We start from the raw sequence: 10,008 nt of genomic DNA, 5'->3' as shown, positions 1-10,008 counted from the left end.
GAACGGGAAGTGGGTGGCCACGACGACCTGCGCGGCCCGCACCTCGTGGCCGGTGCTGGTGCTCACGACGCACGGATCGCCCTCCTGGACGTCGGTCGCGCGCGTGCGCTCGTGGATGGCGCCCCCGGCGGCCTCCAGGAGATCGGCCAGACGGGCCAGGTACCGGCACGGGTGGAACTCGGCCTGACCCGTGACCTGGAGGCCCGCGACCGCCTCGAGGGGCCGCGGCAGGCTCAGCGAGGCGGCGACCGGGAGACCCGCCCGGCGGGAGGCCTGCTCCTCGCGCTCGAGGCGATCGGCGTGACCGGCGTCGTTGGTGTACGTGTAGGCGCTGCGCTCGCGCCAGTCGCATGCGATGCCCTCGGTGGCCACGAGGTCGGCCATCCACGCGAGCGCCCCTTGCTGGGCCTCGGCGTAGGTTCGCGAGACGGCACCGCCGAACTGACGTTCCAGCGTGTCGTAGACCACCCCGTGGGCGGACGTCACCTTGGCCGTGGACGCTCCACTGACCCCGCCCCCGATGCGCGCGGCCTCGATGACCGTGACGGTCACGCCGTCCCGCGCGAGGAGCAGGGCGGTCGTCAGGCCGACGATGCCGCCACCGATCACCGCGACGTCGACCCGCGTGGACCGGTCCAGCGGCGGCCGGGCCGCGACGTCGTCGAGGTGCTGGAGCCACGGGGAGCCTGCGGGGCCGGCGGTCGTCGTCATGGAGCGACTGGTACCCGGTCGTGGCGCCGGTCAACCGGGTCCGCCGGTCGGTCCGGCCGCGCGCGACCCCGACCTCGCCGGGGAGCGGGGGCGTCGGTAGCCCCCCGACGAGGTCAGCCTATGGGCGCGAGCGCGCGCTGGGTCGTAGGGGTCGTGTCCTCGATGCGCCGGCGCATCGTGTCCAGGGCGTGGCGCAGCAGCCGCGAGACGTGCATCTGCGAGATGCCCAGGCGGTCGGCGATCTCCGACTGGGTCAGGCCCTCGTAGAAGCGCAGGGCGACGATGCGCTGCTCGCGGTCCTGCAGGCCGCGCAGGCCCTCGACGAGCGCGATGCGCTGCTCGACCCGCTCGTATCCGTCCTCGCTGTCGCAGAGGCGATCCATGCCGGTGCGGTCCTCGTCGATCGGGGCGTCGAGCGAGACCGCCGTGTAGTTGCGGGCGCCCGCCAGCGTGTCGAGGACCTGATCGAGCGTGAGTCCGGTGGCGTCGGCCAGCTCGGCCACCGAGGGCATCCGCTGCAGCTCGGCGACGAGGCGCTCGCCGGCGCTCGTGAGCTGGGCGTCGCGCTCCTGCACGTCGCGCGGGACGCGGACCGCCCAGCCGCGGTCGCGGAAGTGCCGCCGGATCTCCCCGGCGATGTTGGGGATGGCGAACGTCGAGAAGCGCACGCCGCGCTCGGGGTCGAACCGGTCCACGGCCTTCAGGAGCCCGACGGCGCCGGCCTGGACGAGATCGTCGTACGCCTCGCCGCGGTCGGCGTAGCGGCGGGCGACGTGGTGCACGAGGGGCATGGCCCGCTCGACGAACGCGGCACGTGCGGTGAAGTCTCCGTGCTGGTGAAATCGTTCCAGGAGCTCTTGCTCCCGATGCTCCGTCGTGGTGCTCATGTGGCGATCTCCATCCTGCGTGGTCCGAGCCCCCGCTGCGGCTAGGTACCCTCCACGGCCAACGCGCCAAACCTCCGAAGTGCGACAAACGAAGCGTCGGCGGGGCAGGAAAGTGGCGTACCGCAAGCGCGACGGGTGGTGCGGGTTTAGGGCGCGGCGGACCGGAGATCAACACGAGGTACCCGTGTCTGCGCTCCAAGACCCATTCACCCTGACCCTGCCGGCGCGAGCGACGTCGCTGGCGGTCGTGCGGCATGTGCTGGGTGGCGCGCAGCAGGCGTGGTCCATCGACCCGGATCTGCTCGACGACGTGCGGCTCGCCGTGGCGGAGGCGTGCATCGGCGTCGTCATGCGGGCCGACGCGGACGGAGCCCGGGGCCTGCTCGAGGTCCACGGCGGCCTGGACCACGGTCACGTCGTCGTGGCGGTGCGGGACACAGGCACCGGACGGGCGTCCCCGACCGACGGGTCCGCCGACCACCTGGAGCTCACGCTCATCGACGCGCTCACCGAGCACGTGTCCTTCGGTCTCGCACCCGGTGGGGGCCGCGAGATCCGCATGACCTTCCCGCCGAGCGCATGACCGTGACCTCCCCGAGCAGGTCGGCGCCGTCGCTCGAGCGCGCGCGCCTGGTCGTCGGCTGTGGCCCGACGGCCCGCGGACTCGTCAGCCGGTTCGTCGCCGCGCTCGCGGCCCAGGCCGACCTGCCGCTCGACCGGATGGAGGAGGCCTGCCTCGTGGCCGAGACCATCGCCGATCGGTGTCACGAGGTGGCGGCCTGCGGGGAACTGGAGCTCGCGGTGACCGTCGTGCCGGGACGCCTCGATCTGCGGGTCGGGCCCCTGAACGCGGGCGCCGCCGGACGCATCCTGGGTGCGGACCGCGGACGCCCCGGAGACCTGATCCGGGCGCTTGCGACGTCCGTCTCGGTCCGGCCGGCCCGCGGCGGTACGGAGGTCGTCCGCGTCGTGGTGACGGTCCACGAGGGACCGTGAGCATCGTCACAGGGCCGTCGCACTGCGGTTTGGGCCTCCGCGTTCCGGGTACCCGCCGCAGTCGCGTGACCACAGTCCACTGCCCGCACTGCCTGCTCGCCATCGCCGATGACGTCGCGGGTGGCTACCCCGAACGGCCCATGCGCTGTCCGCACTGTCGGCTCACGGTGGCACCCGGTCGTGCTCGGCACGACGTCCCCGAGGGCCAGGTCTCGTCCGGCAGCGCGGCGGGGGTGATGGCCAGTGCTGCGCGACGGGCGGACGCGCCGGCGGTCACCGACGAGGCGGTCGATCGCGCGTTGGAGCAGGTAGCCCGGGAGGTCGGCACGAGCGTGCAGCGCCTGCGGATGATCGACTACCAGCGGGTCGCCGGACCCGAGATGCCGGACCTCTCCTCGATCCTGGAGCGGTACGGCAACTGGAAGGCGGCCCGTCGCGCCGTGGTCACCCACCTCGGGCGGGACGTCTCCGAAGCGACCTGACGCGGCCGCGCGGCCTCCGTCAGCGGCCCACGGTGCGCCGCAGCGCCGCGACCGAGACAGCGGCCGCGACGAGCGCCAGGAAGAACAGCCCGAACCCGGTCGCCCCGGCGACAGCGGTCACGAACAGCACGACGGAGGCGAGGGAGAACCCGCCGGAGGCGAGCGTCAGGGCGTAGGCGCGGTCGACGCGCTGGCGGCGGGAGAGATGGTTGGCCATGGACGCAGCGTACCCTTCCCGGCGGGCCGTTCCGCTCAGCGGCGATGGCGCTTCATGACGCGCTTGCGCGAACGGGCGATGACCTCGCAGTTGCGCACGCGGTCCGTCGAGTCGACGTAGGCCTTGTCACGGCCCGGTCCGCAATCGATGACGTCGCGTCCGCCACCCATGGCGGTGATGCGGTCGTTGCCCGGTCCCCCGTAGATCCGGTCGCTGTCGAACCCGCCGTTGAGGCGGTCGTTCCCGCGTCCGCCGCGCAGGACATCCCGCCCGCGACCGCCCTCCAGGAGGTCGTCGCCGTCCCCTCCGTCCAGGCGGTCGTGGCCCGTGCGGCCGTAGAGCAGGTCGTCCCCGAGCCCGCCGAGCAGGAAGTCGTTGCCCGCCTCGCCCTCGAGGTGATCGTTGCCGTAGAGGCCTTCCAGGGTGTCGTCGCCGCCGCCCCCGAGCAGGAGGTCCGCGCTGGGCAGGTCCGCGGTCGGCAGGTCGGTCCCGATGATGTGGTCGCGGTAGGGGCCGCCGCGGAACACGTTCTGGGTCAGCTCGGCCAGGGAGCCGACGGAGGCCGCTCGCGGGCCGCCGGTGCGGAACCCGGCGTTGCTGGGGCCCCACAGCATCGGGTCGGTGGGCAGGCTCACGCGCTGAGGCCGGATCACGGTCTCGCAGGCGATGATCTCCGCCTCGCTGTCGGCGCGCAGCGTGAGGCGATCGGTCCCCTCGCCGCAGTCGATCGTGCGTGCCGCCGTGGCCACGATCTCGTCGTCGCCCGGACCGCCGCGCACCTCGTCGGCGGCGCCGCTCGCCACGATGAAGTCGTCGCCCTCGCCGCCGTCCGCGAGATCCGGTCCCGTGCCGCCGTCGAGACGGTCGTCGCCCTCGCCGCCGAAGAGCCGGTCGTCGCCGCGTCCGCCGCGCAGGACGTCCTGGCCCGGCCCACCGAGGATCATGCGGTCGTCGCCGCGGTTGCCGTCGAGGTAGTCGTCGCCCTCGCCGCCGTCGAGCAGGCGGTCGTTGCCGAACCCCTCCTCCACGATGAAGTCGTTCCCGCCGTTGCCCCGCAGCACGTCGTCGCCGTCGCCCCCGTCGACGATGTCGTCGCCCCAGCTGCCCGAGACGCGGTCGTTGCCGCTACCGCCGTGCACGATGTCGTTGTCGGGGCCGCCGTCCACGCGGTCGTTGCCGCTCTCGCCGTAGAGCTCGTCGTGCCCGTGGCGACCGGAGATGCGGTCGTCGCCGAACCCGCCGGCGAGCACGTCCGCGCGAGGGGTGCCGTAGAGCAGGTCCGGGCCCTCGGTGCCCGGGCTGACGCGCCCCGGCGCCCCGGCGTCGACGTCACCGTCGACCGGGGATGTCGCGCCGACCGCGCTCGTCGAGACGAGCAGCACGGCGATCAGCGCAGCGATCGTCCTCCTGACGGTTCCCCAGCCCACGCCGAGATCGTCCCACAGCGCGCAAGGGCCGGGTCGCAGTTGGAGGTGATCAGCCCCCTGCGCGCGGTGTGCCCGCCACCACGCCGGCGGCCAGGAGCGCCGCGATCCCCGGCGCGTGACCGGGCAGGGGCGGCGGGGCTCCCGGCACCGGCGGCTCCGCCGCGGCGATCCGGCGCTGCGCCGTCGCGGCGAGCTCGTCGACCAGTGCGAGCACGGGGTCGGCGGTGTCGGTCGCACACGCCAGGCGCGCGAGGCTGAGCGGCTCGTCGACCGGGCCACCGTGGAAGGACGACAGCGTGGCGATGCCCAGGTAGGAGATCGCGCGGCGCGAGGCCAGGCGGGCGACGACGGGGCGGTCGTCCTCGAGGACGACCGCCCCCGGGGCCGGGCCGAGGTCCAGCGGTGGGTGGCCGTCCAGGACGCGCTGCAGCTGTCCGCCCGCGATCGCCGCGATCGCCTCAGCGCCGAGCCCGGCCTGCACGGCGCAGCGGACCATCGCGAGCGAGGCGAACACCCCGCCGCCGTAGGGCATGTCCGACGCGTAGTGGATCTGCCCCGGCGGGATCGTCGCGTACATCTGCAGCATGTCGTCGATCTGCCACCAGGCCGTGTCGAAGCACAGGTTCGGCAGGCGCGACGCGGGCTCGGCGACCAGGCCGAGATCCGACACGCCCGTGTGCGCGAGGATCAGGCGCACCTCCGGGTGGCGCTCCGCGATCGCGACCGCGGACGGCCCGAGGGCGGGGATGCCGCGCCCGGCGTGGAACAGCAGGATCCCGCCACCGGCCCGGGCCAGCAGCGCGGCGAGCTGATCGACGACGGGGTGGGGGAGCAGGAAGGCGTCGGACCGCGGGTGCAGCTTGATGCCGACCGCGCCCTCGTCCAGTCCGAGTCGGGCCTCGTCGAGCGCGTCCGGGTGGTCGGGGTCGATCCGCACCAGGGATCGCAGACGCCCCGACGAAGCGGCGCACACCGCCCGGACCTCGGCGTTGGCGGTGGCGTACCCCGCGGGCTCGTGCATCGGGAACACCAGCGCCTGCGCGTGCCCGGCCCGGTCGAGCCCGGCGAGCAGCTCCTGCGGCGTGGCGGTCAGGCCGTCGGGGTCGTGCTGGCCGATGTGGGTGTGCGCGTCGAACCACGGGGCGTCCGGCGGGAGCACCTGCGCCACGTGACGGGCACGGAGCTCGAGGATGTCGTCGTCCTGCGGTGCGCCGGGGATCAGCATCGGAAGGACGCTACCGCCATCGAATCGGGGGCCGGAGGTGTGGTGGCTCGGACCGGCAGGGAGGCGGGCGGGCGTCCGCCCCGAACCTCAGCGCGCCAGCCAGCGGGCGAACAGCCGCAGCGCGTCCCGAGCCGCTCCGGGTGCGTGCTCGGCGGTCGACGCCCGTAGATCCGGGGGGACGTCTCCGCGCTCGCCGAGGGCCCGGCCACCGGCGCCGATCCAGCCGTCGACGATGGCGGGCGTGACCTCGGGGTGGAACTGCACGGCCAGATGCGGGCCGGCGCCGAAGGCCTGAACGCCGACCTCGTCGTGGGCGAGGACGACCGCGCGGGGCGGTGGCGACACCGCGTCCTCGTGCCAGGACAGCCACGGACCTGCCGGGAGCGCCTGCGGGTCGCTCGTCGTCACCGTGCTCCAGCCGATCTGCGGGCGGTCGAGCCGGTGGACGCCGCCGCCGAGCGCGGTGGCGAGCGCCTGCGCCCCGAAGCAGATCCCGAGGATCGGGACACCACGCAGCGCGGCGCGTCGCAGCAGCGCGATCTCCTCGCCGACCCACGGCCGGGAACCGGCCCCCACTGCCGAGGCGTCGGCTCCGAGGACGACGATGCGCTCGGGTGCCGGCGTCGTGGCGTCGTCGAGCGAGCGCAGCTCACCGCGGTCGACGCGCACCGTCCGGACCGTGAGGCCGTCGCGAGCGGCGAGGAACGCGCCGAGCAATCCCGCCGGGGCGTCGTCCCGGTGCTGGAGGACGATGAGCTCGGCCACGCCACGGACCGTAGCGCGCCGAGGACGCGCGATAGCGTGTCGCCGCATGGCCCCGCTCGGATCCACCGGTCTCGACGTCCACCCGCTGTGCCTGGGCGGCAACGTCTTCGGCTGGACCGCCGACGAGGAGGCATCCTTCGCCGTCCTCGATCGCTACGCCGCCGCCGGGGGGAACTTCCTCGACACCGCCGACGTGTACTCCTCGTGGGTGCCCGACCACCCCGGCGGGGAGTCCGAGGCCGTCATCGGTCGCTGGATGGCGGCCCGCGGCAACCGCGCCGACATGGTGATCGCCACCAAGGTCGGCATGCACTTCAAGGCGGACCTCGCGAACCTGCGGCCCGAGACGGTCACCGCTGCCTGCGAGGCCTCGCTCCAGCGCCTGGGGGTGGAGCGGATCGACGTGTACTACGCCCACCGCGACGACGAGGACGTGCCGCTCGCCGAGAGCCTCGGAGCGTTCGACCGACTCGTGCGCGAGGGGAAGATCGGCCACATCGGCCTGTCGCAGATCACGCCGGACCGGCTGCGCGAGGCGCTCGAGGTCGTCGCGCGCGAGAGGTACGCCCCGATCCGCGTGCTGCAACCGCACTACAACCTGCTGGACCGGGCGGGCTTCGAGACGGAGCTGCGGTCGATCTGCGCCGAGCACGACATCGCCGTCGTGCCGTTCTACGGCCTGGCCATGGGCTTCCTGACCGGCAAGTACGCGCGCGACAGCGTCCCGGCGGACATGGGGACGCCCCGGGCCAAGGGCGTCATGAAGGTCTACGGCGGTCAGGAGCGCTCGTGGCAGGTGCTCGAGGCGCTGCGGGGCGTCGCGGCGGCCCACGGCGCCACGCCCGCGAGCGTCGCCCTCGCCTGGCTGCGCCGACAGGACACCGTCGTCGCCCCGATCGCGAGCGCGAGGTCGGTGCAGCAGCTCGAGGACTTCCTCGGCATGACCGACCTGGAGCTGGCCCCGGGTGACCTGGCCGCCCTCGACACCGCCTCGGCCTGATGCGCATCGCCGCGATCGCCGACCTCCACGGCCACCTGCCCCCGATCCCGGAGTGCGACGTCCTGGTCATCGGGGGTGATGTCACGCCGGCTCACGACCATGCGCTGGAGCACCAGGCCACCTGGCTCGACACCACGTTCCGCGCGTGGCTGGCGTCGGCTCCGACCGATCACGTCGTCGGCATCGCCGGCAACCACGACTTCGTGTTCGAGCGCGCGCCCGAGACGGTGCCCACAGACCTGCCGTGGACGTACCTGAACGACGAGGCGGCAACCGTCTCCGGGCTGCGCTTCTGGGGCTCTCCCTGGACGCCGTGGTTCTTCGACTGGGCGTTCAACGCGCCGAAGGGCGACGTGGAGGAGCGGTTCCTGCGTGAGCGGTACGCGACCGTCCCGGCGGACACCGACATCTTCCTCACGCACGGTCCGCCCGCCGGGTTCGGCGATCACACGAGCTCCGGCATGGACGTGGGGTCCCGCGCCGCCCTGGAGGTCGTGCGGTCGGTGCAGCCCCGCCTGGCCATCTTCGGCCACATCCACGAGGGTCGCGGACGGTGGACGGACGGCGCCACCACGCTCGCCAACGTCGCGGCGGTCGACCTGCAGTACGCGCTCGTCGACGAGCCCTTCGTGCTCTTCGACCTGTGAGGGCGCCCGCGCCGCCGGTTGCGGGGAGGGGGCCCAGGCATCACGCTGGGACGGGCGGCGACGATGGTTCAGCGCCACCCGGACCGGAAAGGACACCCCCATGTTCGAAGACGACGAGTACCTGACCGAGGAGCAGCGTCTCGCCCGACGGCGGGCCGCGGAGAAACGGCCCGTCGACGAGGCGGGAGGTGGTGTCGCCGAGGGCTTCGAGGAGGCCGAGGAGCTGCTCGTCGACCACGCGTCCCACAGCGACCAGCACTCGACGCAGCCGATCATGCGCGACGCCCGCGACGAGCTCGATCGCGACCCGCAGGACGAGCACGCGCAGGGTGACGACGTCCACCCGGAGGACGAGGCGTAGGCATCCGGTGCGCCGCCGCTAAGGTGGCGCGCCATGCAGCAGCTCGCGGATGGGGTGTGGCAGCTCAAGGGCTTCCCGCCGAACAACATCAACGTGTACGTCCTGGGCGACGTGCTGATCGACGCCGGCGGCGCACTGGACCGGCGGCGCATCCTCAAGCAGACCGCCGGGCACACGCTGACCGCGCACGCCCTGACCCACGCGCACTTCGACCACTACGGGTCGAGCCACGCGATCTGCACCACGCTCGGCATCCCGTTGTGGTGCGGCGCCGCGGACGTCGAGGCGGTGGAGGCCGGCAAGATGGTCGGGCTCGGCGGACGCATGCTGCCCGCAGCGCGCAGGCACCCGGTCGGTCGAGCGCTGAAGGAGGGCGACGAGGTCGCCGGGTTCACCGTGCTCGACACGCCGGGGCACTCGCCGGGACACGTCTCCTACTGGCGCGAGTCCGACCGCACCCTCGTCTGCGGCGACGTCATGTGGGGGTACAACCCCTTCACGCTGCGGGGCGGCATCCGCGAGCCGTTCCCCGTCGTCAGCCCGGACCCGGCGCGCAACCGCGAATCGGCCCGGCGCCTCGCGGCGCTCGAGCCCGCGCTCGTGTGCTTCGGGCACGGCAAGCCGCTGCGCGATCCGGAGGCCTTCGCCGCCGCGGTCGCCAAACTGCCGCACTGATCGCGGTTTCACCGGGGGTGCGTCGGGGGTACGCACCCCGTATGCCCACGCGCTCGGACATGCGAACCCCCGGCGGGACCTCCGAGTTCCCGTTCCAGATGGCGCTGCTGATGGTGACCGTGCCCGCGGTGCTGCTCCTGCTGGGGCTCGTGCTGGACACCGGCCCCCTCACGGTGATCGGAATGGCGCTGCTGGTCCTGGCCTTCCTGTTCCTCGGGCTCGGCAGCCTGATGCGACGCCGGGCGCTGGACCGCAAGCCGGATCGCGATCCGGTGCCCCCGCCCTCGGCCTGAACGAGCCGGACCGGGTCAGCGTCGACTGGGCGACCGCAGCAGCGCGGTCCGCAGGGCCTTGGCCGCCTCGTCCATCGCCGCGCGTGCGGCGCGGCTGATCCCGGTGAGGTTCGCGTAGCCGTGGATCAGGTCGTCGTGGCGTCGCAGTTCGACGTCGACGCCCGCGTCGCGCAGGCGGTCCGCGAACTGCTCGGCCTCGTCCCGGAGCGGATCGAACCCGGCGGTCGCCACGTAGGCGGGCGGCAGACCCGAGAGATCGTCGGCGAGCAGCGGCGATGCGCGCGGGTCGTGACGGCGCGGCGCGTGCGGCAGGTAGCAGCCG

15 protein-coding genes are annotated in these 10,008 nt (G+C 73.7%); 8 read left to right on the top strand and 7 right to left on the bottom strand.

Features of this window, described 5'->3' with window-relative positions:
• Both ABYE80_RS11715 and ABYE80_RS11710 read right to left on the bottom strand, forming a co-directional pair.
• Positions 1 to 711, bottom strand: a 711-nt coding sequence (locus tag ABYE80_RS11715; RefSeq protein ID WP_372790461.1) for an NAD(P)/FAD-dependent oxidoreductase, incomplete at its 3' end; no start/stop codon positions are given.
• A gap of 113 nt (positions 712 to 824) precedes the next feature.
• The gene (locus ABYE80_RS11710; RefSeq protein ID WP_372790460.1) at positions 825 to 1,598 is read right to left on the bottom strand and encodes a SigB/SigF/SigG family RNA polymerase sigma factor; all 774 of its coding nucleotides are present in this window, start codon (positions 1,596 to 1,598) and stop codon (positions 825 to 827) included.
• A 184-nt stretch (positions 1,599 to 1,782) separates the two neighbouring features.
• On the opposite strand from ABYE80_RS11710, the gene ABYE80_RS11705 reads away from it, so the two are divergent.
• The 3 genes from ABYE80_RS11705 (at position 1,783) to ABYE80_RS11695 (ending at position 3,076) form a co-directional block, all read left to right on the top strand.
• The gene (locus tag ABYE80_RS11705) at positions 1,783 to 2,181 is read left to right on the top strand and encodes an ATP-binding protein (RefSeq protein WP_372790459.1); all 399 of its coding nucleotides are present in this window, start codon (positions 1,783 to 1,785) and stop codon (positions 2,179 to 2,181) included.
• Positions 2,178 to 2,594 (top strand): hypothetical protein, encoded by a 417-nt coding sequence (locus ABYE80_RS11700; RefSeq protein ID WP_372790458.1) that lies wholly within the window; start codon positions 2,178 to 2,180, stop codon positions 2,592 to 2,594. Before ABYE80_RS11705 ends, ABYE80_RS11700 begins: the two co-directional genes overlap by 4 nt.
• A 65-nt stretch (positions 2,595 to 2,659) precedes the next feature.
• Positions 2,660 to 3,076, top strand: coding sequence for a hypothetical protein (locus tag ABYE80_RS11695; RefSeq protein WP_372790457.1), 417 nt, complete (start codon positions 2,660 to 2,662; stop codon positions 3,074 to 3,076).
• A gap of 19 nt (positions 3,077 to 3,095) precedes the next feature.
• Here ABYE80_RS11695 and ABYE80_RS11690 read toward each other — a convergent pair whose 3' ends face one another.
• The 4 genes from ABYE80_RS11690 to ABYE80_RS11675 form a co-directional block, all read right to left on the bottom strand.
• Positions 3,096 to 3,293: a hypothetical protein gene (locus ABYE80_RS11690; protein WP_372790456.1), complete on the bottom strand. Its 198-nt coding sequence runs from the start codon at positions 3,291 to 3,293 to the stop codon at positions 3,096 to 3,098.
• Positions 3,294 to 3,328: 35 nt separating this feature from the next.
• Complete coding sequence (locus tag ABYE80_RS11685) at positions 3,329 to 4,720, bottom strand: hypothetical protein (protein WP_372790455.1); 1,392 nt, start codon at positions 4,718 to 4,720, stop codon at positions 3,329 to 3,331.
• A gap of 49 nt (positions 4,721 to 4,769) precedes the next feature.
• Complete coding sequence (locus ABYE80_RS11680; RefSeq protein WP_372790454.1) at positions 4,770 to 5,945, bottom strand: amidohydrolase family protein; 1,176 nt, start codon at positions 5,943 to 5,945, stop codon at positions 4,770 to 4,772.
• Between the two features lie 87 nt (positions 5,946 to 6,032).
• Entirely contained in the window at positions 6,033 to 6,710 is a 678-nt protein-coding gene (locus tag ABYE80_RS11675; protein ID WP_372790453.1) for a type 1 glutamine amidotransferase, read from the bottom strand.
• A 46-nt stretch (positions 6,711 to 6,756) separates the two neighbouring features.
• Between ABYE80_RS11675 and ABYE80_RS11670 the strand changes: the two genes are divergently transcribed.
• The 5 genes from ABYE80_RS11670 (at position 6,757) to ABYE80_RS11650 (ending at position 9,686) form a co-directional block, all read left to right on the top strand.
• On the top strand, positions 6,757 to 7,710 hold the full coding sequence (locus tag ABYE80_RS11670; protein ID WP_372790452.1) for an aldo/keto reductase: 954 nt from the start codon (positions 6,757 to 6,759) through the stop codon (positions 7,708 to 7,710).
• The gene (locus ABYE80_RS11665; protein WP_372790451.1) at positions 7,710 to 8,357 is read left to right on the top strand and encodes a metallophosphoesterase; all 648 of its coding nucleotides are present in this window, start codon (positions 7,710 to 7,712) and stop codon (positions 8,355 to 8,357) included. The genes ABYE80_RS11670 and ABYE80_RS11665 overlap by 1 nt, the downstream gene beginning before the upstream one ends.
• Before the next feature lie 100 nt (positions 8,358 to 8,457).
• Positions 8,458 to 8,718 (top strand): hypothetical protein, encoded by a 261-nt coding sequence (locus ABYE80_RS11660; protein WP_372790450.1) that lies wholly within the window; start codon positions 8,458 to 8,460, stop codon positions 8,716 to 8,718.
• Positions 8,719 to 8,751: 33 nt separating this feature from the next.
• Entirely contained in the window at positions 8,752 to 9,393 is a 642-nt protein-coding gene (locus tag ABYE80_RS11655) for an MBL fold metallo-hydrolase (protein WP_372790449.1), read from the top strand.
• Positions 9,394 to 9,434: 41 nt separating this feature from the next.
• Positions 9,435 to 9,686 (top strand): hypothetical protein, encoded by a 252-nt coding sequence (locus tag ABYE80_RS11650; RefSeq protein ID WP_372790448.1) that lies wholly within the window; start codon positions 9,435 to 9,437, stop codon positions 9,684 to 9,686.
• 15 nt (positions 9,687 to 9,701) lie between these two features.
• Here ABYE80_RS11650 and ABYE80_RS11645 read toward each other — a convergent pair.
• A partial coding sequence (locus ABYE80_RS11645; protein ID WP_372790447.1) for an alpha/beta hydrolase fold domain-containing protein occupies positions 9,702 to 10,008 on the bottom strand: 307 nt, incomplete at its 5' end.

Source organism: Paraconexibacter sp. (assembly GCF_041602235.1).
GTDB lineage: Bacteria > Actinomycetota > Thermoleophilia > Solirubrobacterales > Solirubrobacteraceae > Paraconexibacter.
The sequence above is the reverse complement of the archived record's forward strand: the minus strand, read 5'-3'. Positions and strand labels throughout refer to the sequence as shown.

Excerpts from the sequence above, each read along its gene's own strand:
- ABYE80_RS11690 (WP_372790456.1), bottom strand. The coding sequence starts at position 3,293 with ATGGCCAACCATCTCTCCCGCCGCCAGCGCGTCGACCGCGCCTACGCC.
- ABYE80_RS11660 (WP_372790450.1), top strand. The coding sequence starts at position 8,458 with ATGTTCGAAGACGACGAGTACCTGACCGAGGAGCAGCGTCTCGCCCGA.
- ABYE80_RS11655 (WP_372790449.1), top strand. The coding sequence starts at position 8,752 with ATGCAGCAGCTCGCGGATGGGGTGTGGCAGCTCAAGGGCTTCCCGCCG.
- ABYE80_RS11680 (WP_372790454.1), bottom strand. The coding sequence starts at position 5,945 with ATGCTGATCCCCGGCGCACCGCAGGACGACGACATCCTCGAGCTCCGT.
- ABYE80_RS11665 (WP_372790451.1), top strand. The coding sequence starts at position 7,710 with ATGCGCATCGCCGCGATCGCCGACCTCCACGGCCACCTGCCCCCGATC.
- ABYE80_RS11650 (WP_372790448.1), top strand. The coding sequence starts at position 9,435 with ATGCCCACGCGCTCGGACATGCGAACCCCCGGCGGGACCTCCGAGTTC.
- ABYE80_RS11710 (WP_372790460.1), bottom strand. The coding sequence starts at position 1,598 with ATGAGCACCACGACGGAGCATCGGGAGCAAGAGCTCCTGGAACGATTT.
- ABYE80_RS11670 (WP_372790452.1), top strand. The coding sequence starts at position 6,757 with ATGGCCCCGCTCGGATCCACCGGTCTCGACGTCCACCCGCTGTGCCTG.
- ABYE80_RS11700 (WP_372790458.1), top strand. The coding sequence starts at position 2,178 with ATGACCGTGACCTCCCCGAGCAGGTCGGCGCCGTCGCTCGAGCGCGCG.